General features: G+C 68.4%; 19 protein-coding genes and 1 pseudogene. 14 read left to right on the top strand and 6 right to left on the bottom strand.

Features of this window, described 5'->3' with window-relative positions:
• The first annotated feature begins 172 nt into the window (after positions 1 to 172).
• The 4 genes from ON40_RS19735 to ON40_RS19720 all read left to right on the top strand — a co-directional run bounded on the left by ON40_RS19735 (position 173) and on the right by ON40_RS19720 (position 5,447).
• Positions 173 to 1,165 (top strand): NAD-dependent epimerase/dehydratase family protein, encoded by a 993-nt coding sequence (locus ON40_RS19735; RefSeq protein ID WP_040825034.1) that lies wholly within the window; start codon positions 173 to 175, stop codon positions 1,163 to 1,165.
• Positions 1,166 to 1,196: 31 nt separating this feature from the next.
• A complete protein-coding gene (locus ON40_RS19730) occupies positions 1,197 to 2,213 on the top strand; it encodes an Rv2578c family radical SAM protein (RefSeq protein ID WP_040825033.1) in 1,017 nt (338 codons plus the stop codon).
• A 166-nt stretch (positions 2,214 to 2,379) separates the two neighbouring features.
• Positions 2,380 to 4,368 (top strand): 2-oxoacid:acceptor oxidoreductase subunit alpha, encoded by a 1,989-nt coding sequence (locus ON40_RS19725; RefSeq protein WP_245567899.1) that lies wholly within the window; start codon positions 2,380 to 2,382, stop codon positions 4,366 to 4,368.
• Positions 4,368 to 5,447, top strand: coding sequence for a 2-oxoacid:ferredoxin oxidoreductase subunit beta (locus ON40_RS19720; protein ID WP_040825032.1), 1,080 nt, complete (start codon positions 4,368 to 4,370; stop codon positions 5,445 to 5,447). Before ON40_RS19725 ends, ON40_RS19720 begins: the two co-directional genes overlap by 1 nt.
• A gap of 70 nt (positions 5,448 to 5,517) precedes the next feature.
• On the opposite strand, the gene ypfJ is transcribed toward ON40_RS19720, so the two are convergent.
• Complete coding sequence (gene ypfJ / locus ON40_RS19715) at positions 5,518 to 6,435, bottom strand: KPN_02809 family neutral zinc metallopeptidase (protein WP_040825031.1); 918 nt, start codon at positions 6,433 to 6,435, stop codon at positions 5,518 to 5,520.
• Between the two features lie 184 nt (positions 6,436 to 6,619).
• On the opposite strand from ypfJ, the gene aspS reads away from it, so the two are divergent.
• Together aspS and ON40_RS19705 are read left to right on the top strand one after the other, a co-directional pair.
• The gene (gene aspS, locus ON40_RS19710) at positions 6,620 to 8,428 is read left to right on the top strand and encodes an aspartate--tRNA ligase (RefSeq protein ID WP_040825030.1); all 1,809 of its coding nucleotides are present in this window, start codon (positions 6,620 to 6,622) and stop codon (positions 8,426 to 8,428) included.
• Between the two features lie 96 nt (positions 8,429 to 8,524).
• Entirely contained in the window at positions 8,525 to 9,481 is a 957-nt protein-coding gene (locus ON40_RS19705) for a DUF389 domain-containing protein (RefSeq protein ID WP_040825029.1), read from the top strand.
• On the opposite strand, the gene ON40_RS19700 is transcribed toward ON40_RS19705, so the two are convergent.
• Positions 9,482 to 10,612 carry a DUF2189 domain-containing protein gene (locus ON40_RS19700; protein ID WP_245567898.1) on the bottom strand — a complete coding sequence of 377 codons (1,131 nt, stop codon included), beginning with the start codon at positions 10,610 to 10,612 and terminating at the stop codon, positions 9,482 to 9,484. It abuts the gene before it with no gap.
• Positions 10,613 to 10,897: 285 nt separating this feature from the next.
• Here ON40_RS19700 and ON40_RS19695 point away from each other — a divergent pair, with 285 nt between their 5' ends.
• A complete protein-coding gene (locus ON40_RS19695; protein WP_040825028.1) occupies positions 10,898 to 12,067 on the top strand; it encodes a phosphotransferase family protein in 1,170 nt (389 codons plus the stop codon).
• Between the two features lie 6 nt (positions 12,068 to 12,073).
• Here ON40_RS19695 and ON40_RS19690 read toward each other — a convergent pair whose 3' ends face one another.
• Entirely contained in the window at positions 12,074 to 13,024 is a 951-nt protein-coding gene (locus ON40_RS19690; protein ID WP_051193317.1) for a TauD/TfdA dioxygenase family protein, read from the bottom strand.
• 67 nt (positions 13,025 to 13,091) lie between these two features.
• Here ON40_RS19690 and ON40_RS19685 point away from each other — a divergent pair, with 67 nt between their 5' ends.
• From ON40_RS19685 to ON40_RS19655, 7 genes are all read left to right on the top strand, one after another.
• Positions 13,092 to 13,700, top strand: coding sequence for a TetR/AcrR family transcriptional regulator (locus ON40_RS19685; RefSeq protein ID WP_040825027.1), 609 nt, complete (start codon positions 13,092 to 13,094; stop codon positions 13,698 to 13,700).
• Positions 13,701 to 13,763: 63 nt separating this feature from the next.
• The gene (locus tag ON40_RS19680; protein ID WP_040825026.1) at positions 13,764 to 15,116 is read left to right on the top strand and encodes a replication-associated recombination protein A; all 1,353 of its coding nucleotides are present in this window, start codon (positions 13,764 to 13,766) and stop codon (positions 15,114 to 15,116) included.
• 54 nt (positions 15,117 to 15,170) lie between these two features.
• Positions 15,171 to 17,834, top strand: coding sequence for an alanine--tRNA ligase (gene alaS / locus ON40_RS19675; RefSeq protein ID WP_040825025.1), 2,664 nt, complete (start codon positions 15,171 to 15,173; stop codon positions 17,832 to 17,834).
• Entirely contained in the window at positions 17,834 to 18,436 is a 603-nt protein-coding gene (gene ruvX, locus ON40_RS19670) for a Holliday junction resolvase RuvX (RefSeq protein WP_051193316.1), read from the top strand. Before alaS ends, ruvX begins: the two co-directional genes overlap by 1 nt.
• On the top strand, positions 18,433 to 20,250 hold the full coding sequence (locus ON40_RS19665; RefSeq protein ID WP_040825023.1) for an endolytic transglycosylase MltG: 1,818 nt from the start codon (positions 18,433 to 18,435) through the stop codon (positions 20,248 to 20,250). The genes ruvX and ON40_RS19665 overlap by 4 nt, the downstream gene beginning before the upstream one ends.
• Complete coding sequence (locus tag ON40_RS19660; protein ID WP_245567897.1) at positions 20,240 to 21,073, top strand: shikimate dehydrogenase; 834 nt, start codon at positions 20,240 to 20,242, stop codon at positions 21,071 to 21,073. The genes ON40_RS19665 and ON40_RS19660 overlap by 11 nt, the downstream gene beginning before the upstream one ends.
• 75 nt (positions 21,074 to 21,148) lie before the next feature.
• The gene (locus ON40_RS19655) at positions 21,149 to 21,634 is read left to right on the top strand and encodes a B-4DMT family transporter (RefSeq protein ID WP_040825168.1); all 486 of its coding nucleotides are present in this window, start codon (positions 21,149 to 21,151) and stop codon (positions 21,632 to 21,634) included.
• A 71-nt stretch (positions 21,635 to 21,705) separates the two neighbouring features.
• On the opposite strand, the gene aroB is transcribed toward ON40_RS19655, so the two are convergent.
• The 3 genes and pseudogenes from aroB to aroC form a co-directional block, all read right to left on the bottom strand.
• Complete coding sequence (gene aroB, locus ON40_RS19650) at positions 21,706 to 22,824, bottom strand: 3-dehydroquinate synthase (RefSeq protein ID WP_040825022.1); 1,119 nt, start codon at positions 22,822 to 22,824, stop codon at positions 21,706 to 21,708.
• 767 nt (positions 22,825 to 23,591) lie between these two features.
• Positions 23,592 to 24,110, bottom strand: a pseudogene (locus ON40_RS51225) (shikimate kinase); the annotation flags it as partial.
• Positions 24,107 to 25,315 (bottom strand): chorismate synthase, encoded by a 1,209-nt coding sequence (aroC, locus tag ON40_RS19640; RefSeq protein WP_040825166.1) that lies wholly within the window; start codon positions 25,313 to 25,315, stop codon positions 24,107 to 24,109. The pseudogene ON40_RS51225 and the gene aroC, both read right to left, overlap by 4 nt.
• Position 25,316 lies beyond the last annotated feature (1 nt).

Below are 25,316 nucleotides of genomic sequence, written 5' to 3'. Positions count from 1 at the left end.
GCGACCGGTAACGGTACAGGGCCTCAATATAGCGGACCTGCCCGACAGGTTTCGACTCCGACCGCCATCCGACTGGCGGGTTTCGGCCGATCCGGGCGCGAATCGGACGAAACGGGAATAGGCATAACTAGAACTTGTTGCAAATTAGAACGGGTTCTATATTCTCGTTCTCATGAAGGTCGCAGTCACCGGCGCAGCCGGGTTTCTTGGCACCAACCTGCTCCACCAACTGGTGGAGCGCGGTCACGATGTGACCGCCATCGATCGCGTCCGGCCCGCCGTCGCCTCCGACCCGCGGGTGACCTGGGTCAGCGGTGACGTGCTGGATCCGGAATCGATGCGCGACGCGCTCGAGGGCGCGGAGGTCGTCTACCACCTGGTCGCCATGATCACCCTCGAACACCGCCACGATCTGGCCTGGCGGATCAACACCGAGGGTGTGCGCGTGGTCGCCGAGGCGGCGCTGGCGGCGGGTGTGCGGCGGATGGTGCACACCAGTTCCATCCACGCGTTCAACCAGTACAACTGCGGCGGCCGGATCGATGAGCGCGCGCCGCGCTCGATCGATCCCGATCTGCCCGTCTACGACCGCTCCAAGTTCCAGGGCGAGGTCGAGTTGCGCAAGGTCATCGACAAGGGGCTCGATGCGGTGATCTGCAATCCGACCGGCGTGTACGGACCGGTCGATCACTCGGACTCCCGGATCAACACCACGCTGTGGGATGCCGCGCGCGGGCGCGTCCCGGTGATGATCGCCGGCGGTTTCGACCTGGTCGACGTGCGCGACGTCGCAGCCGGTCTGATTCTCGCGGGGGAGAAGGGGCGCACCGGGGAGAACTACCTGCTGACCGGCGCGATGTGCTCGATGCTCGAGGTCACCCAGCTGGCCGCGGCGGTGAACGGCAAGCGTGGTCCGCGGTTCGCGATCCCGACCAAGGTGATCGCGGGCGCCTTGCCGGTGCTGGAGCCGATCGCGAAGCTGTTCGGCAGCGACCGGGTGTCCAAGGCGGCCATGGGCGCGCTCATCTCCGCGCCGGTCGTGGACGGTTCGAAGGCCGAGGCCGAACTCGGTTACCGGCCGCGGCCGACCGAGGACACCGTGCGCGATCTGGTCGCCTTCTACAAGGGTGAACCCCTCGAGTCGCGGTCGCGCTGCCTTGCTTGACAGATATTAGAACAGATGTTCGACTGGGAGGGTGCGGTGGCGAAACCAGACCCTGGATGCCGAGGACGGCGCCCTCCCGGGACTCGACCGGGCCGGTCTCGTGCGCACCGTGCAGACTCCGGAATTCGACGGCGTGACCTTTCACGAGGTGCTGTGCAAAAGTGCGCTCAACCGCACCCCGGAGAGTTCCGCACTGCCGTTCGGCTGGACGATCAACCCCATGCGCGGGTGCTCGCATGCGTGCCGATACTGCTTCGCGCGCAGCACGCACGAGTATCTGGACCTGGACGCGGGCCGCGATTTCGACAGTCAGATCGTGGTCAAGACGAATGTGGCGGCGGTGCTGCGCCGCGAGGTGAATCGGCGCTCGTGGCGGCGTGAGCCGGTCGCGCTGGGCACCAATACCGATCCGTACCAGCGTGCCGAGGGCAGGTATCGGCTGATGCCGGGCATCATCGGCGCACTGGCCGATTCGGGCACGCCGTTCTCCATCCTCACCAAGGGCACGCTGCTGCGGCGCGATCTGCCGCTGCTGACCCTGGCCGCCCGGGAGGTGCCGGTGCGGCTGGCGGTCTCGATCGCGATCCTGGACCCGGAACTGCATCGCGGTCTCGAGCCCGGCACGCCGTCGCCGCGGGCGCGATTGGAACTGGTCCGCGCACTGGCCGACGCGGGTTTCGCGGTGAACGTCATGGTGGCGCCGGTGATTCCCTGTCTGACCGACGGCACCGCCCACCTGGACGAGCTGTTCGGCGCGGTCGCCGAGGCGGGTGCGGCGAGCGCGGTCGCCTTTCCGATGCATCTACGCGCCCGCACCCGCGGCTGGTTCCTGCAGTGGCTCGCCGAGTACCACCCGGCCCTGTTGCGGAGATATAGGCAGTTGTACGGTCGTGGGGCGTACGTCACACCGGAGTACTCCGCGTGGCTGCGCGGTCGGCTCGATCCGCTGCTGTCGCGGCACGGTTTGGACCGCGATGTGCCACCGGAGCCCGAGGCCCGGTCCCCGCGGGCACCGCAACCGGCCGCGCAGTTGGCCTTGTTCTCCTAGTGCGGCCCACCCCGGGCCCGGGACGGGCGCGGGTACGGACGACCGCGACGCCACCGGGAATCGGTACGACGCGAAATCTGTTGAACCGCTTGCTACTCGGGCTTTTCCGGAGGCAGCGGAGTAACTTGGCATGTGGTACTCATCGACGAGGAAGTGATACACGCGCATGGTTGCCCAGGGCTCTGATTCTCCCGGCGACGCCGCCTCACACCCCGCTCGCGCGGATGCGGCCGGAACCGGCGGCGTCGCGGAGAAATTGGAAAAGGTCGTCATCCGATTCGCCGGAGACTCCGGTGACGGTATGCAGCTGACCGGTGACCGTTTCACGCACGAGGCCGCCGCATTCGGCAACGACCTTGCCACACAACCGAACTTCCCCGCCGAGATCCGCGCACCTCAGGGCACGCTACCCGGCGTCTCCTCGTTCCAGATCCAGATCGCCGACTACGACATCCTCACCGCCGGCGATCAGCCCGACGTGCTGGTCGCGATGAATCCCGCGGCGCTGAAGGCGAATCTGGAGGATCTGCCGCGCGGGGCGACGATCATCGTCAACACCGACGAGTTCACCAAGCGCACACTGACCAAGGTCGGCTACGCGGCCGATCCGCTCACCGACGATTCGCTGTCCGATTTCGTCGTGCATCGGGTGCCGATGACCTCGCTGACGCTGGGGGCGACCGAGTCGACCGGCGTCGGCAAGAAGGACGGCCAGCGGGCCAAGAACATGTTCGCCCTCGGTCTGCTGTCCTGGATGTACGGGCGGCCGATCGGTGGCACCGAGCAGTTCATGCGCGAGAAGTTCGCCGACAAACCCGATATCGCCGAGGCGAACATCCTCGCGTTCCGGGCGGGCTGGAACTACGGCGAGACCACCGAGGCGTTCGCGACCACCTACGAGGTCGCCCCGGCGGCGCTGCCCGCGGGCACCTATCGGCAGATCACCGGCAATACCGCCCTGGCGTACGGCATCGTCGCCGCCGGTCAGCTCGCCGGTCTCGAGGTGTTCCTGGGCACCTATCCGATCACCCCGGCCTCGGACATCCTGCACGAGCTGAGCAAACACAAGAATTTCGGCGTCACCACCTTCCAGGCGGAGGACGAGATCGCCGGAATCGGTGCGGCACTGGGTGCTTCGCTGGGCGGAGCGCTCGGGGTGACGAGTACCTCGGGTCCGGGTCTGGCGCTCAAGAGCGAGACCATCGGCCTGGCCGTGATGACCGAACTGCCGCTGCTGATCGTGGACGTGCAGCGCGGCGGCCCCTCGACGGGTCTGCCCACCAAGACCGAACAGGCCGATCTGCTGCAGGCGCTGTACGGCCGCAACGGTGAATCGCCGGTGGCGGTGCTCGCCCCGCGCTCACCGGCCGACTGTTTCGCCGCGGCGGTGGAGGCCGCGCGCATCGCGCTGACCTATCGCACACCGGTACTGCTGCTCTCGGACGGTTCGATCGCCAATGGTTCCGAGCCCTGGGCGATTCCGCAGGTGGCCGATCTGGCGCCGATCGACCCCGCCTTCGAACCCGATGCGGCCGAGGGTGATTCGGATCCGTACCAGCCCTATGCGCGCGATCCGGAGACCCTGGCCCGATCGTTGGCGGTCCCGGGTACGCGCGGGCGTGCGCACCGCATCGGCGGTCTGGAGAAGGCCGACGGCACCGGCAACATCTCCTACGAACCGGCGAACCACGACCTGATGGTCCGGCTGCGCCAGGCGAAGATCGACGGGATCGAGGTGCCGGACCTCGAGGTCGAGGATCCCAGCGGCAACGCCGAACTTCTGCTGATCGGCTGGGGCAGCTCGTACGGGCCGATCGGCGAGGCCTGCCGCCGGGCGCGGCGGCGCGGGGTGCCCGTGGCGCAGGCGCACCTGCGGAATCTGAATCCGTTGCCCACCAACACCGGTGAGGTGCTGGGCCGCTACCGCACCGTGGTGGCGCCGGAGATGAACGGCGGTCAGCTGGCCATGCTGCTGCGCGGCCGGTACCTGGTCGACGTCCAGCCGTGGACGAAGGTCGCCGGTACCGCGTTCTCGGCACAGGAACTGGTCGGCGTGATCGATGCGGCCCTGGACGGCTCACTCACCGAACTCGAGAACGACAAGGCCTTCGCCGCACGCGCGAGGGCGACCTACCGCACCGTAGGGGGTAAGTGATGACGCTCGTGGAAACCTCGCTCGTCGGCGCCGATCTGGGTCTGACCGGCCTGTCCGGTGTGCCGGGCGCGAACGGGCCGCAGAAGGTGAAGGACTACACCTCCGATCAGGAGGTGCGGTGGTGTCCGGGCTGCGGTGACTACGTCATCCTGGCGACCGTGCGCAGCTTCCTGGCCGATCTCGGGCTGCGCCGGGAGAACATGATGTTCGTCTCGGGTATCGGCTGCTCGAGCCGTTTCCCGTACTACCTGGACGCATACGGGATCCACTCGATCCACGGCCGCGCACCCGCGATCGCGACCGGACTGGCGGTGACCCGTCCGGATCTGTCGGTGTGGGTGGTGACCGGCGACGGCGACGCGCTCTCGATCGGCGGCAACCACCTCATCCACGCGCTGCGCCGCAACGTGAACATGACGATCCTGCTGTTCAACAACCGGATCTACGGGCTCACCAAGGGGCAGTACTCGCCGACCTCGGAACCGGGCAAGGTCACCAAGTCGACGCCGATGGGGTCGGTGGACCACCCGTTCAACACGTTGTCGGTGGCCCTGGGCGCGGAGGCCACCTTCGCCGCGCGGGCGCTGGATTCCGATCGCACCGGGCTGACCGAGGTGCTGCGCGCCGCGGCCGAGCATCGCGGCACCTCCTTCGTGGAGATCCTGCAGGACTGCCCGATCTTCAACGACGGTTCGTTCGACGCGCTGCGCAAGGACAACGCCGAATCCCATCTGATCCGGCTGCGGCACGGTGAGCCGCTGCGCTTCGGCGCGGAGGGCGAATTCGCCGTGGTGCAACGTGGTTTCGGCCTCCACGTGGTCGCCACCGATACCGTGGCCGAATCCGAGATCGTCGTGCACGACGCCTACTGCGAGGATCCGGAGTACGCGTACGCGCTCTCACGGCTGTCGGAGCAGGACCTCTCGCACGTCCCGGTCGGCATCTTCCGCAGCGTCGCGCGGCCCACCTACGACGACGGCGTCCGCGAGCAGACCGAGATCGCGCGGGAACGCCGGCCCGTGCGAGCGGATTCACTGCAGCAGTTGCTCACCGGCAACGAGACCTGGACGGTCGGCTGAGTCGCCTCACCCAACCGGTACCGGACGAACCGATGGTTGTCCGGTACCGGATCACTGTCCGGCGAGGCCGTCAGCGCAGTGCCGGAGGATTGTTCAGATCGGTCGCCGAGAATGTGTCGCACGCCTTCACCTGGCCGTTGTGGTATCCGGTGAGGAACCACTTCTGACGTTCGCTGGAGGATCCGTGCGTCCAGGACTCGGGGTTGGTCCGGCCGGTGGCGGCCTTCTGGATCCGGTCGTCGCCGACCGATGAGGCGGCCGAGAGTGCATCCTGAATGTCTTTGTCCGACAGCGGTTTCAGGAACGGCTGGTTGCTGCCGGGCGCAGGGAGCTTGTCGGCGTAGGAGGCCCACGCCCCGGCGTAGCAGTCCGCCTGCAGCTCGAGTCGCACCGACCCGGAGGAGGCGCCCTGTGCGGACTTCGCGGCGCGACCGGAATCGCCGAGCAGATTCTGAATGTGATGGCCGACCTCGTGCGCGACCACGTACTCCTGTGCCAGCGGTCCGCCGCTGGAACCGAATTTGTCCACCAGTTCCTGGAAGAAACTGGTGTCGAAGTACGCGGTGCGATCGGCCGGGCAGTAGAACGGCCCGACCGCGCTGGTGGCGCGGCCGCAGCCGCCGGTGTTCACCGCACCGGTGAACAGCTGCACCTTCGGTGGGGTGTACGCCTTGCGGGTCTGCTGCGGAAGCTTGGCGCCCCACACCGAGTCCAGGCTCTGCGCGGTGAGCACCACCCGGCAGTCGACGTATTTGTTCGCATCCGCGCCGGTCTTGCAGTGTGCGGGAGTCTTGGCGACCGCGGACTGGGTGGTCGTGCCGCCGGTCACCTCGCGCAGCAGCGATCCGGGATCTCCGCCGAACACCAGTGCCAGGACCAGCACGACCAGACCGCCCGCACCGCCGAGCGCGATCTTCCCGCCCATCCCCGGGCCGCCGCCCGAGGAGACTCGATCCGGATCGATCTGCATGCCCTCGTTGAAGGTCATCCCGTGGCCCTCTCGCCCGTTCGTTCGCTGTGCCGCCGCGCCATCCGGTCGCCCCGGCCCGCGTGCGGACTACAGCTTGACACGGTGGTGGCGGATATCGGTTTCCGACCGGTGAACCTCTCTCTCTAGGATAGGAGCGCATCTGCCCACCCAGCCGATGCACCGACCCGTCGAAAGGAATCCCGTGCTGCGCACCCACTTGGCAGGTTCGCTGCGAAGCGAACACGCCGGTCTGACCGTGACCCTCACCGGTTGGGTGGCTCGCCGTCGCGACCACGGTGGCGTGATCTTCATCGATCTGCGTGATGCGTCGGGTGTGGCGCAGGTGGTGTTCCGCGAGGGTGTTCCCGCCGAACAGGCGCACCGGTTGCGGGCGGAGTACTGCGTACAGGTGACCGGCGTGGTCGAGCTGCGGCCCGAGGGCAGTGAGAACCCGAATCTGCCGACCGGTTCGATCGAGGTGAACGTCAGCGAACTCGTCGTCCTGAACGAGGCCGCGCCGCTGCCGTTCCAGCTCGACGAGCAGCCCGGTGAAGAGGCCCGGTTGAAGTACCGCTACCTGGACCTGCGCCGCGAGGGTCCCGCCCATGCCATCCGGTTGCGGTCCCAGGTCAACGCCGCGGCCCGCGCGGTGCTGGCCGAACATGCGTTCGTCGAGGTCGAGACCCCGACGATGACGCGTTCCACGCCCGAGGGCGCGCGCGACTTCCTGGTCCCGGCGCGGTTGCAGCCCGGTAAGTTCTACGCGCTGCCGCAGAGCCCGCAGCTGTTCAAGCAGCTGCTGATGGTCTCGGGTGTCGAGCGGTACTACCAGATCGCGCGCTGCTACCGCGACGAGGACTTCCGCGCGGACCGGCAGCCCGAGTTCACCCAGCTCGACGTCGAGATGAGCTTCGTGACCCAGGAGGATGTCATCCTGCTGGCCGAGGATGTGCTCAGCGCGCTGTGGAAGCTGGTCGGCCACGAGATCCCCACGCCGATCCAGCACATGACCTATGCCGAGGCGATGCGCCGATTCGGCAGCGACAAGCCGGATCTGCGATTCGGCGTCGAAATCACCGAGTGCACCGAGTATTTCGCGCAGACGCCGTTCCGGGTGTTCCAAGCGCCGTACGTCGGCGCGGTCGTGATGCCCGGCGGCGCGAGCCAGCCGCGTCGTCAGCTCGACGCCTGGCAGGAGTGGGCCAAGCAGCGCGGCGCGAAGGGCCTGGCGTACATCCTGGTCAACGAGGACGGCACGCTGGGCGGTCCGGTGGCCAAGAACCTCACCGACTCCGAGCGTGAGGGCCTGGCCAAGCACGTCGGCGCGGAACCGGGGGACTGCGTGTTCTTCGCTGCGGGGGAGACCAAGGCGCAGCGTGCGCTGCTGGGCGCGGCCCGCGGTGAGATCGCGCGCAAATGCGAGCTGATCGACGAGAATGCCTGGGCGTTCGTCTGGATCGTGGACGCTCCGCTGTTCGAACCGGCCGCCGACGCGACCGCGAGTGGCGATGTGGCCCTGGGACATTCGGCGTGGACCGCGGTGCACCACGCGTTCACCTCGCCCAAACCCGAATCCCTGGACACCTTCGACACCGATCCGGGCGCGGCGCTGGCCTACGCCTACGACATCGTCTGCAACGGCAACGAGATCGGCGGCGGTTCCATCCGTATCCACCGCCGCGACGTGCAGGAGCGGGTGTTCAAGGTGATGGGCATCAGCCACGAGGAGGCGCAGGAGAAGTTCGGCTTCCTGCTGGACGCGTTCTCCTACGGCGCACCCCCGCACGGCGGCATCGCCTTCGGCTGGGATCGCATCACCGCGCTGCTGGCCGGAGTGGATTCGATCCGCGATGTCATCGCGTTCCCGAAGTCCGGTGGCGGCGTCGACCCGCTGACCGAGGCGCCCGCGCCGATCACCCGTCAGCAGCGCAAGGAGGCGGGGTTGGACGTCGTCCTCGACGAGAACGGCAACCCCGTGGCGCCGGACAAGAAGGCCGCCGGGAAGAAGTGACCCACGGTCGGACCCGGATCGGCGTGTCCGGTCCGGGTTCGTCTGTGCGGTAATCGATCTCGGGGCGGTGCGAGACGAAGCGGAGGCAGGAGAATCGTGCTGCACGTCCGGGTTGTCTGCCCGTCCGGGACGACCGAGGACGCGCTCGCCGCACTGCGCGCCGAGCCGGGCGCGACGCTGATCACGGTGCAGCGCGGTGCGGCGATCGAGCCGTCCGGGGATGTGCTCGAGGCCGACGTCGCGCGTGAATCGGTCAACGACGTGGTCGCGGCCCTCGAAGCGCTGGGCATCAGCCGCGAGGGCGGGATCATCCTCGGCCCGGTCGACACGGCGCTGTCGGAGGCGGCGGATCGCGCGGTGGCCGAGGCGCCGGGGGATCCGTCCGACGCGGTCGTGTGGCAGGCGCTGCTGGCCGAGACCAGGGACGAGTCCACGCTGAGTCCGGCGTTCCTGGCGTTCATCACCATCGCCTGTCTGCTCGCCGCGGTCGGCGTCGCCACCGATTCGCCGGTGACGATCGTCGGCGCGATGGTGGTGGGACCGGAGTTCGGGCCGCTGGCCGCGCTCGCGGTGTCGTTGGTGCGCAAGGATTTCGGGTTGGCGCGGCGTTCGGCGCTGGCCCTGGTCGCCGGGTTCTCCGTGGCCATGGTGATCACCTGGGTGGCCACGCTGGTGTGGGAGCGGTTCGGCTGGCTGACCCTGGACAGCGTCGACCGGATCCACAACGTGGAGTTCATCTATCAGGTCGGGCCGTTCTCACTGGTGGTCGCGCTGCTGGCGGGCGCTGCCGGGATGTTATCGCTGGTGACCTCGAAATCGGCTGCGCTGGTGGGGGTTTTCATCTCGGTGACCACGATCCCGGCGGCCGGATTCGCGGTGGTGGCCGCGACGGTGGGGGCATGGGAGAAGGCGTTCTGGTCGATCGGTCAGCTCGGGGTGAACATGGTCGGGATCGTCATCGCCGGCTGGATCGTGCTGCAGTTGCGCCCTCGCCACGGCAGCGAGGGCGGACCGCTGGATAGATTCAAACGCTGGTGGGTCGCCGCGGACTGATCAGCCCAGGGTCAGGCCGTCGGTCAGCGCACGATAGGAGTAGGTCAGCGCCATCACCGAGATCGGGCCGACCAGCAGCAGGCTCAGTGAGCAGATGATCAATCCGATCGTCCCGGCGACGACCATGCCGATCACGCAGACCACCAGGGCGGCCATGGTCATGAACAGCACCGCGAAGGCCAGTGTCGCGGTCTTGCCGATGTCCGAGAGCACCAGGCGAACACTGGATCGGATCGCGGCGATCGGATTCTGATCCCTATCGATCACGAAGTGCAGCGCGAACATGCACAGGAATCCGACCACGATCGCCGCGAGCACACTCAGGACCGTTGCGAGCGCCTCGGATATCAGGCCGAACACCACGGACATCACGACCATCGCCAGCACACTGCTCGCGAATACGGCCAGCGCGCACAGTAGGACGTTGCCCGCGTTGACGAATCCGAAGAAAGCCTGGAAATCCGGTGGGGTGCCGTCGGTTTCGTAGAGCGCACCCCGGATCATCGCCGCCTGCAACAGCCAGACCACGACCGCGACGATCAGGAAGACCACCAGGATCGGAATCAGCGAGTTGATATCGGCGACCCGGACCACCACCATCGCGGCGAGATAGGCGACGAAACCGACCAGGGTGATCGCGATCCAGGGGATCGGGTTGGCGCGCAAGCGTTCCCAGCCGTATCCGAGGGCGCGGCCGATACTCAGGCCGAGGGGCGGGGGTGCGGGGAATCCGTACGGCGGCTGGCCGGGCATCGCGCCCTGCGGCGTGCCGGGAACGTAACCCTGGCCCGTGTTCGGGTCGTAGCCCGGTCCGGGTGCGTAGCCGGGCTGCGGCGTCGTGGTCGGCTGACCGTAGCCGGGCTGGCCGTAGCCGGGCTGGGATTGTCCGTAGCCGGGCTGCGACTGGCTGTAATCGGACACGGGCCGCTGAGCGGACGCGGGCGTCGCGCCGAAGACCGGGGGCGGCGGCGGGGCCCCTCCGGCCACCGGAGGCGGGGCAGTGGCGGAGCCGGGTCGTGCGTGCCCTTCGGATCGTGATCCGGCGTCCTGGGGGTATCCAGGGTGCGGTTGGGGCTGTTCGGTGGTGCCTTCCCCGGATGTGCCGGGCGCGGGGTGCGGGGTCTCGGTCATCGTGGGGACCTTTCGAATCACCTGGGTTTCAGTGTGGCGCACAGCAGTTGGCTTTCGACACAACCGGAACTCGCCGCATCGTGTCAAGCAGCCTCGATGATATTCCTGTCCGGAATGTCGTAATCCCTGATGGGGCAGGATGATCCCGGACGATGAGCACGTCGTGTGCGGACGTCCAGCCTCTCGCGACAACAGCCCGCGCTTCATCGAGACACGCCGGGCGACGCGCGAAAGGTTGTTGAACCGCTCGCTGAAAGTGACCTGAAGCGAGTAACTTGGATCGCGATGACCGCACTATTGGCCGAACGCGCCACCGAAGTCGTGTCCGCGGCACAACATTTGCTCACAAAGCGGATGGGTGCTCCGGTGAAGCTCAGCGATCCGATAGAGCTCGGCGGAAGTGGCAGGACGACGGTTCTACGTGTGCGTGTCGCGGAGAACGCGTTCTCGCTCCCGCGCACGCTCATCGTCAAACAACTCCGCGGTGCTGCGCAGGATCGCCGCATCGGTGGTCTCGCGCCCGGTGTGGCGAGTATCGACGCGGCATTCCTGCGTGAAACGGTGTCGTACCAGTTCACCACCGCGCTGAGCAGCCGCCATCGCCCCGGTGCGTATCTGCTGGCCCACGACCTGCCCGAACGGCTGCTGATCCTGAGTGATCTGGGCGAGAACGCCTCGCTGACCACGGTGCTGAGTTCGGGCGCCGAACCGGCCACTCGCAATGCGCTGATGGCGTTCGCCCAGGCGATGGGCCGGATGCACGCGGCCACGGTCGGTCGGGAGCCCGATTTCGTCGCGCTGCTGCGCCGCGTCGACGTGGTGCACCGGGTGGACGGTATCGCCCAGCAGGCCGAGGCCGCGGTCACCGAGGTGCCCAAGATGCTGCACCGCGAGCTGAACATCGACGTGCCCGGCGAGATCGCCGAACGCATCGTCGCTGGTAACCGGCTGTTCTGCGCGGGCCGCTATCGCGCCTTCAGCCCCTCTGACCTGTGCCCGGACAATGTCATCCTCAACGCCGAGGGCGCCCGGTTCCTGGACTACGAGTGGGGCGGATTCCGCGACGCGACGCTGGATATCGCCTACGCGCTGGTCTCCTTCCCCGGGTGCCTGTGCGATGTCGAACTCTCCCGCGAACGCGCCCGTCAGCTGGTCGAGGCGTGGCGTTCGGAGGTGGTGGGCGTGTGGCCCGCCCTGGCCGACGACGACGTACTCGCCGAGCGGATCCTCGAGGCGCGGCTGATCTGGGTGTGGCTGACCACCTACTGGTTCCTGCCCGCCGATCACGCTCGCATCGCCGCCGCCCGCGAGCACGGCCTGTCGATTCCGCGTTCGGCGGCGCTGATCAACCGCTGGGCCGCCCTGGCCGAGGATGCTCGGTGCACCGGCGACGACATCCTGGGCGACTTCGCCGAGCACGTCTCGGCGACCCTCGAGGAACTCTGGGAAGAGTGAGCCGGATCAGCGCGACGGGCGCGGTCCGACGATGGACGCTCGTTCCATGATCCGGATCTGCGGCCAGTAGTCGCTGGTGGCGTAGTGCTGGACGGCCCGGTTGTCCCAGAATGCGACGGTGTGCGGCTGCCAGCGCAGGCGAACCTGGTGTTCGGGATAGTCGGCCTGACGGCACAGCCGGTCCAGTAGTTCACGGCTCGCCTCGGGTGTCCGCCCGCTGATGTGGTCGGTGAAGATCCGGTTGACGTAGAGATGGCGGCGGCCGGTGGCCGCATGGGTGCACACCACGGGATGTTCGACGCTGGGGTGTTCGGCTCGCATGCGTTCGCGAACTTCGGGTGTGGCGAAGTGGCCGAAGGCGCGGGTGAAGTCGTGCACCGCGGTGAGTTCGTCGGCGAGTGCGCGGGTGTCCTCGTCCAGGGCGGTGTACGCGGCGTACATATCGGAGAACAGGGTGTCGCCGCCGACCTCGGGCACCGAGATCGCGTGCAGGATCGCGCCCATCGACGGCTGCGGCCGCCATGTCACGTCGTGATGCCAGGTGTTCTCGAGTCCGGCGACGTCCGCGCCCTTCTCGAAACGGACCAGTTCGGGCTGATCGGAATTGGATCCGAGGGCCGGATGGACCTCCAGTTCGCCGAATTGCCGGGCGAACGCGACGTGCTGGGCCGGGGTGATCGGCTGATCACGGAAGAACAGGACCTTGTAGTCGTGCAGGGCCTGCTGTAGTTCGGCGACGACCTCGTCGGCCAGCGGTTCGCGCAGATCGATGCCGCTGATCTCCCCGCCCAGTGTGGTGCCCACGAGCCGGGCGTCGAAATGCTGCCACCGCAGCGCGGTGAGACGGCGATGTTCGGCGGTCAGGTGGGTGAACGGTCCGGCGAGCAGGGGATAGCCGGGCAGTTGGAACGGGCGAACCGTGGGTTCGGCCGCGGCGACGGCGGGTGCTTCGGTCATGGCGACTCTCCTTCGTTCGGCCCGAATGTAGTCGGTTGACTACACCGGTATGCGCTAATGTAGTCGCATGACTACAGATCGCGCAACAGGATCGTCCGGAACCGGTGAGGCACCGGTCGGGCGGGATGCGGTCGTGTCGGCGGTGCTGACCCACGCCGCCGAGCTGTTCGCCGAGCGTGGCCCGGCCGCGACCTCCATCCGCGATATCGCAGAGCGGGCTGGGGTGAATCACGGGTTGGTGTTCCGGCACTTCGGGGCCAAGGATCAGTTGGTGGCCCGGGTGCTGGACCATCTGGCCGCCGAGTCCGGTGCGGCGCTGGACCGTTCGGGTCCGGGGGACCGATCGCCGCTCGATGCGGCGCTGCGCATGCATCTGACCGTGCTGGCCCGTAGCATCCTGGACGGCTATCCCGTCGCGCAATTGCAGCGCGATTTCCCGGTGATCTCGCGACTGATCGAGCGGGCGCGGCCGTTCCACGAGTCGGAGCACGATGCGTCGCTGGCCGTGGCCCATGTCGCGGCGTTGTCGCTGGGCTGGCAGCTCTTCGGATCGTTCCTGCAGGGTGCGGCGGGTTTGGAGGACATGTCCGAGGCCGAATTGCAGCGCGACATCGATGCCGAGGCGGCCCGCATCCTGCTGTCCGATCCCGCCGATCCGTTCCCGCCGGCCGAGTGAGGCGGCGGCCGAGGATGTCGGCCCAGGTCGGTACGGTTGATTCGTGAATGAGCGAGTGCGGCAATGAGTGAGGGGTTGTTCGAAGCTCCCGGTGCGCCGACTGCGTCGGCCGACCCGGACGAATTCTCGATGGGGCAGGCCGCGGGGCGGTTGGCTCCGTTGGCGGTGCGGATGCGTCCGGCGAGTCTGGACGAGGTGGTGGGGCAGCAGCATCTGCTGGGCGCCGGGTCGCCGCTGCGGCGGCTGATCGAGGGATCGGGTGCGGCCTCGGTGCTGCTGTACGGGCCGCCGGGAACCGGTAAGACGACGCTGGCCTCGCTGATCTCCCAGGCCACCGGTCGCCGGTTCGAGGCGTTGTCGGCGTTGTCGGCCGGGGTCAAGGAGGTTCGGGCGGTCATCGACGTGGCCCGTCGCCGGTTGCTGTCCGGCGAGCAGACGGTGCTGTTCATCGATGAGGTGCACCGGTTCTCCAAGACCCAGCAGGACGCGCTGCTGGCGGCGGTGGAGAACCGGGTCGTACTGCTGGTGGGCGCGACGACGGAGAACCCGTCCTTCTCGGTGGTGTCGCCGCTGCTGTCCCGGTCGCTGGTGCTGCAGCTGAAGTCGTTGTCCGAGAACGATATCCGGCAGGTGCTGCGGCGGGCCGCGGAGGATCCGCGCGGACTGTGCGGTGCGTACACGATCAGCGAGGAGGCGCTCGATCACATCGTGCGCATCGCCGGGGGAGATGCGCGTCGCGCGCTGACCGCGCTGGAGGCTTCGGCGGAGTCCTCGCTGGACGGCAACGTCGGGGTGGATCTGGTGGAGGCCAGCGTCGATCGCGCGGCCGTGCGTTACGACCGTGCCGGAGATCAGCACTACGACGTGATCAGTGCCTACATCAAATCCCTGCGCGGTTCGGATGTCGATGCTGCGTTGCATTATCTGGCCCGGATGATCAGCGCCGGTGAGGATCCGCGCTTCATCGCTCGGCGCCTGATGATCCAGGCCAGCGAGGACGTCGGCATGGCCGACCCGAGCGCATTGCAGACCGCGGTCGCCGCCGCCCAGGTGGTGCAGCTGGTCGGCATGCCCGAGGCGCAACTCGCCCTCGCGCACGCCACCATCCACGTCGCCACCGCGCCGAAATCCGGTGCGGTGACCGCCGCGATCGGTGCGGCCATGTCCGATATCGGCCAGGGCAAAGCGGGCGCGGTCCCCCCGCACCTACGTGACGGCCACTACGCCGGCGCCGCGAAACTCGGCAACGCCCAGGGCTACAAATACCCCCACGATCACCCCGACGGCGTCCTGTCCCAGCAATACCCACCCGACGAACTCGTCGGCACCGACTACTACACCCCCACCGACCACGGCTACGAACGCGAAGTCGGGCCCCGCGTAACCAAACTCCGCCGCATCGTCCGGGGTCGCTGAGGTCACCCACTCCGCTGCAATATCACTGGACTGGTGCCGGTAGGCTTGATATTCGTGCAGACCCACGAGATTCGACGGCGCTTCCTGGACCATTTCGTCCGTGCCGGCCACACCGAGGTCCCCAGTGCCTCGCTGATCCTGGCCGATCCCAACCTGCTGTTCGTGAACGCAGGCATGGTGCAGTTCGTGCCGTATTTCCTCGGTCAGCAAACCCCGGCATTCGCGACCGCGACGAGCGTGCAGAAGTGCGTGCGCACGCTGGACATCGAGAACGTCGGCATCACCACCCGGCACAACACCTTCTTCCAGATGGCCGGTAACTTCAGCTTCGGCGACTACTTCAAGCGCGGGGCGATCGAGTTGGCCTGGTCGCTGCTGACCGGGTCGGTCGAGGACGGCGGATACGGCTTCGATCCCGAAAAGCTGTGGGCCACGGTCTATCTGGACGACGACGAGGCCGAGAAGATCTGGCTGTCGGTGGGTGTGCCGCCGGAGCGGATCCAGCGTCGCGACATGGCCGACAACTACTGGTCCATGGGTATTCCCGGACCGTGCGGCCCGTGCTCGGAGATCTACTACGACCGCGGCCCGGAGTACGGGCGCGAGGGTGGGCCCGAGGCCGACGAGGATCGCTACCTCGAGATCTGGAACCTCGTGTTCATGCAGAACGAGCGCGGTGAGGGGCGCGGCAAGGACGATTTCGAGATCCTGGGCCCGCTGCCGAAGCAGAACATCGACACCGGTATGGGCGTCGAGCGTGTCGCGTTCCTGCTGCAGGGCGTGGACAATGTTTACGAGACCGATCTGCTGCGTCCGATCATCACCCGGGCCGAGGAGCTGACCGGCCGGTCCTACGGCGTCGAACACACCGACGACGTGCGGTTCCGCGTCATCGCCGATCACGCCCGCACCGCGGCGATGTTGATCGCCGACGGTGTGAATCCCGGCAATGACGGTCGCGGCTACGTCCTGCGCCGCCTGCTGCGCCGCATCGTGCGCTCGGCCCGGCTGCTGGGTGCGGACAAGCCGGTGATGGGCGAGTTCATGTCGGTCGTGAGCGAGCTGATGACGCCCTCGTATCCGGAACTGGCCACCGATTTCAAGCGGATCGAGACGGTCGCGGTCGGTGAGGAGACCGCGTTCCTCAAGACCCTGGCCACTGGTTCGAAACTGTTCGACGACACGGTCGCCGAGGTGCGCTCGACCGGTGGTTCGCGGATCGGCGGTGCGGATGCGTTCACGCTGCACGACACCTACGGTTTCCCGATCGATCTGACCCTGGAGATGGCCGCCGAGGCCGGACTCGAGGTCGACGAGACCGGCTTCCGCTCGCTGATGGCCGAACAGCGTCAGCGCGCGAAGGAGGACGCCCAGTCCCGCAAGCACGCGCACGCGGATCTGACCATCTACAAGGAGTTGGTCGACCGTGGTCCGACGGAGTTCACCGGATTCGACGAACTCACTTCGGAGGCAAAGGTTCTCGCGCTGATCTCGGACGGCGTGCGGGTGCCGGTGGCCGCCGCGGGGCAGGACGTGGAGGTGATCCTCGATCGCAGCCCGCTGTACGCGGAGTCCGGTGGTCAGATCGCCGACCGGGGTTCGCTGACCGCGTCGGGGCTGAAGGTGCGCGTCAACGACGTGCAGAAGATCGCCAAGCAGCTGTGGGTGCACAAGACCACGGTCGAACAGGGCCGGATCACCGAGGGCGATACGGTTCTGGCGCAGGTGGATCCGGCGTGGCGGCGTGGCGCGACCCAGGGCCACTCGGGCACGCACATGGTGCACGCCGCGCTGCGGCAGGTGCTCGGCCCGAACGCGGTGCAGGCCGGTTCGCTGAACAAGCCCGGTTATCTGCGTTTCGACTTCAACTGGCAGGGCCAGCTGTCCGAATCGCAGAAGGCCGATATCGAGGCGGTCTCCAATGACGCTGTGGGCGCGGACTTCCCGGTGAACACTTTCGTCACCGATCTGCCCAAGGCCAAGTCGATGGGCGCGATGGCGCTGTTCGGCGAGAACTACGGCGACGAGGTGCGCGTCGTGGAGATCGGCGGTCCGTTCTCGATGGAGCTGTGCGGTGGCACGCACGTCGAGCACTCCTCGCAGATCGGCCCGATCACCGTGCTCGGTGAGTCCTCGGTCGGTTCGGGTGTGCGGCGCGTGGAGGCGTTCGTCGGCCTGGACTCGTACCGCTATCTGGCGAAGGAGAGAGCGCTGCTGGCCGGTGTCGCTTCCTCGCTGAAGGTGCCCAGCGAAGAGGTGCCCGCGCGGGTGGAGCAGCTGGTGGAGCGGCTCAAGGTCGCCGAGCGGGAACTCGAGCGGACCAAGGTGCAGGCCGTGCTGTCGCAGGCGGGGAAGTTCGTCGAGGACGCCGAGCGGGTCGGCCGGGTGCTGCTGGTGGCCGCCGCCGCGCCCGAGGGTGTCGGCGCGGGTGATCTGCGCACCCTGGCCGGGGATATCCGCGGTCGTTTCGGCAGCGAACCGGCCGTGGTGGTGCTGCTGGGCAACGACGGCGGCAAGGTGCCGTTCGTGGTCGCGGTGAACAAGCCCGCGCAGGATCTCGGTTTCAAGGCCGGGGACCTGGTCGGCAGCTTCGGCCCGAGCATCGCCGGGCGTGGCGGCGGCAAGCCGGAGATGGCGCAGGGCGCCGGCTCGGACCCGTCGGGGATCGCGACCGGTCTGGCCGCCGTGCGCGCGCGGGTGGCCGAGCTCACCGACTGATGCACAGCTCCCCGGGGGACGAAACTTCGGAGGGGTCCTCAACGGCGTCCGGTCCCGTGTCCGATCGCCCGGATGCCGCGACCGATCCCGGTCGCGGCAGGCGGATCGGCATCGATGTGGGCACGGTCCGGATCGGTGTCGCCTCGTGCGATCCGGACGGAATTCTGGCCACTCCGGTGGAGACGGTGCCGCGTGCCGGAAAGGGCAAGGGCGGCGCCGGTAAGGGGCGCGCGGGAGGAAAAGGCGCTTCGGCGACCGATCTGACGCGTATTGCCGAGATTGTGCGGGAATACGAAGCGGTCGAGGTGATCGTCGGGCTCCCGCGCACGCTTCGTGGCGAGAACGGCGCGTCGGCGACGCTCGCGACAAGGTTTGCGAAGAGTTTGCGATCGATGATGCCCGATGTGCCGATAAGACTTTCCGACGAACGTTTGACTACGGTGGCAGCTGCACGTGCACTGCGAGACAGTGGAGTTCGCGCACGTGGGCAGCGGCAGATGATCGACCAGGCGGCGGCCGTATCGATCCTGCAAGGGTGGTTGGACGAACGGAGTGCGGTGTTAAGGTCGGCCGGTGACGCAGGCGGCGGGGTGGGCGAATGAATGACCGCTGGCTCCGTGCCGAAGAACGTCTTCGGCGCAGCACCGAGGAGCGGCGGTACCGTCGCTCGGACAATTGGGCCGAGCCGGACGACCGTGCCGCGCACAGTGCGCAGAACCGGGCCGTGCGTGGCTCGGAGCTGGGCGCGCCGCGCGGGGCGGAACCGAGGCCCGGTCGTCGTGCGCGCCATGCGGCCCCGGACGAGTGGGGCGAGCGCGAGGACGACACCACGGTCATCCCGGCGTACCGCGACGAGTACGAGGACGGGTATCCCAGCGGCGAATTCGCGTACGGCGCCGATCAGGCGTACACCGGCGGACATCGCTACGTCGATCCGGACGGTTATGCCGAACCGGAGTACGCCGACGCCGAGTACGACGAGGACTACTACGACCAGGAGCCGCTGCCCGAACCGGAGCCCGCGCCGCGTCGTGCGCCACAGCGGTCGGGGCAGCGTGGGCGAGGCGATCGGGAGGAGACCGCGCGTTCGCGGTCCGGCGCCCGCACGGGCCGCAAGCAGACCGGTGGCAAACAGGCGGCCCGCAAATCCGGCGCTCGTGGCGCGGGTGCGGGTACGCAGCGTTCTCGTAAGCAGGGCTCGCGGGACGAGCCCTCGCGTGGCCGGTCCGGGCGCGGGCGGCGGTCCCGGGTCGCCTCCCGCAAGGCGGCCGAGCGCAAGCGCCGTCGCCGGAATCTGGTCTACGTCGGCACCGTGTTCGTGGTGTTGTTCGCCGTCGCGGTGGTCTACGCCGGATACAAGTTCATCGGCGGGTTCGGCGGTCCCGACGACTACACCGGCGCGGCCGGACCGTTGACGGTGGTGCGGGTCGCGCCCGGTGACACCGCCGAGCAGATCGCCAAGACGATGGTCGACAAGGGCGTGGTCAAGAGCACCGGCGCGTTCTATCAAGCGGCCGTGCGTGATTCGGGGATGAACTCGGTGCAGCCCGGCTATTACGCGGTGCCCACGCACAGCAAGGGCGCCGATGCGGTGACCGCGATGATGAGCAAGGACGCCCGGGTCGGCAACGTGGTCATCTCCGAGGGGCGGCGGCTGCACGATTCGACCGACGCGAACACCGGCTCGCGCAGTGACGGGATCTACCGCAAGATCGCCGACGCCAGCTGCCTGGGCAGCGGCAGCGAGAAGAAGTGCGTCAGCTACGAGCAGCTCGACGCGGCCGGGGCGAGTACCGACCTGAACGCGCTCGGCGTGCCGCAGTGGGCGATGGATTCGGTGCGTCAGGTGCCCGACCGCACTCGTCAGCTCGAGGGGCTGATCGAAGCGGGGACATGGGATTTCGATCCGAGCGGGACTCCGCAGCAGATCCTGGCCCAGCTGGTCCGGCAGAGCGCGCAGAGTTACGAGTCGACGGGTCTGCTGACCTCCAATGCCAACGGACTGAACCCGTATCAGACCCTGACCGCTGCCTCACTCGTGGAGCGCGAGGCCCTGCCCGCGGATATGCCCAGGGTGGCGCGGGTGATCGTCAATCGGCTCGCGGTCAACCAACCGCTGCAGTTCGATTCGACGGTGAACTACACCCTGGACAAGCTCGCGGTCGCCACCAGCGACGCGGACCGGGCCAAGCGGACTCCGTGGAACACCTACGCCATGTCGGGGCTGCCCGCGACGCCGATCGCCTCACCGTCGCTGGGTGCGTTGCGCGCGATGGAGAATCCGACGCCGGGGCCGTGGCTGTATTTCGTCACCGTGGACAAACAGGGCACCACCCTGTTCACCGACAGTTACAGCGAACATCAGCGCAATATCGAAAAGGCCAGGCAGAGCGGAATTCTCGACAGTGGACACTAACGGCGCCGCACCGGTGCGCACGCACCGCCGGGCGGCCGTACTGGGCAGTCCGATCGCGCATTCGCGTTCACCGCGACTGCATCTGGCGGCGTATCGCGCACTCGGCCTGGACTGGACCTACGAGCGCATCGAGTGCACCGCCGAACAGTTGCCCGGCCTGGTCTCCGGACTCGGGCCCGAATGGGTGGGGTTGTCGGTGACGATGCCGGGCAAGGTGGCCGCACTCGAGTTCGCCGCCGAGCGCAGCGAGCGGGCGGTGCTGGTCGGTTCGGCGAATACGCTGGTGCACACCGCATCCGGGTGGCGGGCGGATTGCACCGACGTGGACGGGGTGCGTGGCGCGCTGCGCGGCGGCGGAGTCGAGAAGGTCGCCGAGGCCGTGGTGGTCGGCGCGGGCGGCACCGCGCGGCCCGCACTGCTGGCGCTGTCCGAACTCGGGGCACAGTGGGTCACGGTGGTGGCGCGCGATGCGCGCCGCGCCGCGAGCGCACTGGAATTGGCCGGGCGCCTCGGCATGTCGGCGGCGGTGATCGATTTCGACGCGGATCGAGTGCGCGCCGCGTGCGCCGGCGCCGACGCGGTGGTCAGCACGGTGCCCTCGAACGGCGCTGCGGCAGTGGCGGATTCGATCGCCGCCGCGCCGGTCGTGCTGGACGCCATCTATGATCCGTGGCCGACCCCGGTCGCCGAGGCGGTCGCGCGGGCCGGTCACACGGTGATCAGCGGGCTGCAGATGCTGTTGCATCAGGCATACGGTCAGGTCGAGCAGTTCACCGGCGCGGATGCGCCCCGTGCCGCGATGATCGCGGCCCTGGACGGCTGATTCGGCCGGTCCGGGTTGTAGAACTGTAACCGGTTACTATTTTTCCGAATCCTTCGGCAGGTTAGGGTGGACGACATGAATGCGTGGGTGTTACGCGCCGTAGGTCTGGGCGTGCTGACGGTTGTCCTGCGAACCCTGCTGGGCTTCGGGATGATCTACTGGCCGACCCAGGGCGCCTGGATGCGCTTGGTCTGTCTGATCGTGTTGATCGCCGCCGGAGTGGCCTGGGGCCTGGCCGATGGTCGGGGTGATCGGCGGGCCAACCCGGATCCCGAGCGTGGCCGTGCGGATCTGACCATGCGCTGGCTCAAGGCCGGTGTGGTCGGCGGGCTGGGTTCGGGCGTGGTGGCCTGGGCCCTGGATTACATCCCGTCCTTCGATCTCGGTGACAACGGACTGGGCTTCGAGATCACCGCGGGCGCCGCGTTCATCGTGCTGATGATCTTCATCCCCGCCATGGTGGGCGTCGCACTCGGGCGCTTCCTGGTCACCCGGGAGAACAACAAGGCGGACAAGGGGTCGGCGCAGCCGTCGACCGATCACGCCGCCAGTCCCGCCTGACCCTTCGAAACGACGATGCCGTTCCGGATTCGATCCGGAACGGCATTTCGCTTTTGTCGGTGCGGCCGTGACTACAGCAGGATCGCGCCGCCCTGGGGTGCGTCCTCGCGGGCGATGGTGGCGTAGGCGGCGGCCAGCAACGAGGGATCGGGGCCCTCGAGACGGCCGGGTTTGGCCAGACCGTCCAGGACGACGAAACGCAGCATGCCCGCGCGATTCTTCTTGTCGGTCTGCATACCCTCCAGCAACTGCGGCAGTGCGTCGGCGTCGTAGCTGGTCGGCAGGCCCACGCTGGTCAGAATGGCGCGATGCCGGTCGGCGGTGGCGTCGTCCAGGCGTCCGGCCAGACGGCCCAGTTCCGCGGCGAAGACCAGACCCACCGACACCGCGGCGCCGTGCCGCCACCGGTACCGCTCCCGACGCTCGATGGCGTGGCCGAGGGTGTGCCCGTAGTTCAGGATCTCCCGCAGACTGGATTCCTTCAGATCCGCCGCGACCACATCGGCCTTGACCTGGATGGAACGGCGGATCAGCTCCGGCAGCACATCCCCGGCGGGATCCAGTGCCGCCTTCGGGTCACGTTCGATCAGTTCGAGGATGACCGGGTCGGCGATGAATCCGGTCTTGATGATCTCGGCCATCCCGGCGACGATCTCGTTGGGCGGCACCGTCTCCAGGGTGGCCAGATCCACCATGACCGCGGCGGGTTCGTGGAACGAGCCGACCAGATTCTTGCCCGCCTCGGTGTTGATGCCCGTCTTGCCGCCGACGGCCGCGTCCACCATGGCCAGCAGGGTGGTGGGAATGTGGATGACCTGCACACCGCGCATCCAGGTGGCGGCCACGAATCCGGACAGATCGGTGGCCGCGCCGCCACCGAGGCCGATGACCAGGTCCTGACGGGTCAGCCCGATCCGGCCCAGTACCTCCCAGCAGAAACCGGCCACCGGCAGATCCTTACCGGCTTCGGCGTCCGGTATCTCGATGCGGTGCGCGTCGATTCCCTTGTCGGCCAAGGCTTTTCGAACCACCTCGGCGGTTTCGGTCAGCGGCGGCTGATGGAAGATGGCGACGGTGCGTACGGCGGGACGTCCGGTCACCTGTTCGACGAGATCGCCCAGCAGGCCGCGCCCGATGATCACCGGGTACGGCGCTGCGGTGCGGACGTCGATGCGGATCGGGTCGGTCATGCGGTCTGCTCCGATTCTTGTTGTGCTCGTAGGGTGCGTGCGCGGCGTGCCCGGCTCCACCGGGACCGGCCTGTCGCGTCGTCCGAATCCCGGTGTGCGCTGGTGGTATTCGGGACGGAGGTCCGGCCTTCGGGGTCGGGGGCCGCGGACTCGGGGGCCGGTCTCGGAGTGGGGGGTCCGGCGGGGCGTTTGGCCGCGCGGGAACGTCGCGCTCCGGTCGCGCGCGGAGGTGCGGCGTCCTCGCGCGCGGGCGTTGTGGTGGTCTCGGTGGACGGTCGCGGGGGAGTGGCGCGTGTCCTGGACCGGGATGTGCCCGAGCGGGCCTGGTGCGCCGCGCCGGAATCGGCGCGGGAGGCGTTTCGCCGTGGGGGTGCGGACGCCTGATCCGGAACCGGTTGCGCGGCAGTGGATTCGGATTGCGAATCGGCGGCGGTGGTCGAGGCGTCCGGTGTGGTCGCGGCGGGGCGCTGACTCTTCGAACGGCGACGGCCGCCACGTCGGGATCGGCGGGATCGGCGGGTGCTCGTCGCACCGCCGGTGGCCGAGGCATCCGTCGCGGGCGTGTTCTGCTCGGCGGTATCGGACGTCCGAGTGGTCGAGGCGTCGGTCGAGTCCTGCGACTCAGTGGTCGAGACCGCTTGTGCGGCAGCTTTGTTCGCTCCGCGGGAACGGCCGCCGCGACGGCGTCGCCGGGATTTGCGGGCAGCCGGGGCCGCGGCGGTATCGGCGGGAGGTGGTGTCACCACCGGCTCGACGGGTTCGAGTCCCAGCCTGGCCAGGATGTTGCGCACCACCCGGCCGGGGCTGCGGCCGTCGGTGCGCACCCGGACCGAGGCGACCTCGCGATACAGCGGACGCCGGGTCTGCATGAGTTCGCGATATTTGGCCGACGGGTCGGCGCCGGCCAGCAGCGGCCGGTGGGTGGCCGCCCCGGTGCGCCGAAGTCCTTCGGCGACACTGATTTCCAGATAGACCACGGTCCGCCCGCGCAGCAGTGCGCGCGTCGCCGCGGACAGGATCGCGCCGCCGCCCAGCGAGACGATGCCGTCACCGGCCTCCACGGCCCGGCGGACCACATCCTCCTCGATGCGCCGGAATTCGGGTTCCCCGTCGGTGGTGAAGATCTCCGGTATGGAGCGTCCGGTCTCGGCCTCGATCACCGCGTCGGTGTCGACCAGTTCGGCACCGAGTTCACGGGCCAGTTTGCGGCCGATCGTGGATTTACCCGCGCCCGGCGGCCCGACCAGCACCACGCAGGGCCGGTGCGGGCCGGTCTCGCAGGTCATGAGACCGCGGAGCCCGATGGCACATGGGGGCGGGTGCTGATCCGCTTCAGGTAGCCGTCGATATTGCCGATGGTCTCCGGTAGCGAGTCGCCGCCGAACTTCTCCAGCGCGGCCTGCGCCACGACCAGCGCGACCATCGCCTCGGCGACCACACCGGCGGCGGGCACCGCGCACACGTCCGAGCGCTGGTGAATCGCCACCGCCTCGTCGCCGGTGGTCATGTCGACCGTGGCCAGCGCCCGCGGCACCGTCGAGATCGGCTTCATCGCCGCACGCACCCGCAGCGGTTCGCCGTTGGTCATGCCGCCTTCCAGGCCACCGGCGCGGTTCGTCGAGCGCAGTATCCCGTCCGGGCCCGGACGCATCTCGTCGTGTGCGGCGCTGCCGCGCCGGCGCGCGGTCTCGAAACCGTCGCCGACCTCGACGCCCTTGATCGCCTGAATGCCCATCAGCGCGGCCGCCAGGCGCGCGTCGAGGCGATTCTCGCCGCTGGTGAACGACCCCAGCCCGACCGGCAGACCCTCCACGACGACCTCGACCACGCCGCCGAGCGTGTCGCCGTCTTTCTTCGCGGCCTCGATCTCCTCGATCATCGCCGCCTCGGCGGCCTTGTCGAACGCGCGTACCGGGCTCTCATCGATCGCGGGCAGGTCCGCGGCGGTGGGGACGACCCCGGCCGGAGCGGTCGCGGTGCCGATGGACACCACATGCGAGATGACCTCCACGCCGAAAGCCTGCCGCAGGAACTGCCGCGCGACCGTGGCGGCGGCGACGCGTGCGGCGGTCTCGCGGGCGCTCGCGCGCTCGAGCACCGGGCGCGCGTCGTCGAATCCGTATTTGAGCATGCCGGAGTAGTCGGCGTGCCCGGGGCGAGGGCGGGTCAGCGGGGCGTTGCGGGCCAGTTCGGCGAGTTCGGCCTCGTCGACCGGATCCGCGGCCATCACCTCGGTCCACTTGGGCCACTCGGAGTTCGCGATCTGGATCGCCACCGGTCCGCCCATGGTGCGGCCGTGCCGGACCCCGCCGAGCACGGTGACCTTGTCGGCTTCGAACTTCATGCGCGCGCCGCGGCCGTAGCCGAGGCGCCGCCGCGCCAGCTGTCCCGCGATATCGGCAGAGCTCACCTCGACACCGGCCACCATCCCCTCGAGGATCGCGACGAGGGCGGGACCATGGGATTCTCCGGCAGTTATCCAGCGCAGCACG

It is taken from the genome of Nocardia jiangxiensis NBRC 101359 (assembly GCF_000308615.1).
Lineage (GTDB): Bacteria > Actinomycetota > Actinomycetes > Mycobacteriales > Mycobacteriaceae > Nocardia > Nocardia jiangxiensis.
Note: the sequence above shows the minus strand (reverse complement) of the source record. Positions and strands in the feature narration are given on the sequence as shown.

Bases quoted from the DNA above. Each gene is read 5' to 3' on its own strand.
- ON40_RS19735 (WP_040825034.1), top strand. From the start codon at position 173: ATGAAGGTCGCAGTCACCGGCGCAGCCGGGTTTCTTGGCACCAACCTG.
- ON40_RS19725 (WP_245567899.1), top strand. From the start codon at position 2,380: ATGGTTGCCCAGGGCTCTGATTCTCCCGGCGACGCCGCCTCACACCCC.
- ON40_RS19720 (WP_040825032.1), top strand. From the start codon at position 4,368: ATGACGCTCGTGGAAACCTCGCTCGTCGGCGCCGATCTGGGTCTGACC.
- ypfJ (WP_040825031.1), bottom strand. From the start codon at position 6,435: ATGACCTTCAACGAGGGCATGCAGATCGATCCGGATCGAGTCTCCTCG.
- ON40_RS19700 (WP_245567898.1), bottom strand. From the start codon at position 10,612: ATGACCGAGACCCCGCACCCCGCGCCCGGCACATCCGGGGAAGGCACC.
- ON40_RS19695 (WP_040825028.1), top strand. From the start codon at position 10,898: ATGACCGCACTATTGGCCGAACGCGCCACCGAAGTCGTGTCCGCGGCA.
- ON40_RS19690 (WP_051193317.1), bottom strand. From the start codon at position 13,024: ATGACCGAAGCACCCGCCGTCGCCGCGGCCGAACCCACGGTTCGCCCG.
- ON40_RS19685 (WP_040825027.1), top strand. From the start codon at position 13,092: ATGACTACAGATCGCGCAACAGGATCGTCCGGAACCGGTGAGGCACCG.
- ON40_RS19680 (WP_040825026.1), top strand. From the start codon at position 13,764: ATGAGTGAGGGGTTGTTCGAAGCTCCCGGTGCGCCGACTGCGTCGGCC.
- ruvX (WP_051193316.1), top strand. From the start codon at position 17,834: ATGCACAGCTCCCCGGGGGACGAAACTTCGGAGGGGTCCTCAACGGCG.
- ON40_RS19665 (WP_040825023.1), top strand. From the start codon at position 18,433: ATGAATGACCGCTGGCTCCGTGCCGAAGAACGTCTTCGGCGCAGCACC.
- ON40_RS19655 (WP_040825168.1), top strand. From the start codon at position 21,149: ATGAATGCGTGGGTGTTACGCGCCGTAGGTCTGGGCGTGCTGACGGTT.
- aroB (WP_040825022.1), bottom strand. From the start codon at position 22,824: ATGACCGACCCGATCCGCATCGACGTCCGCACCGCAGCGCCGTACCCG.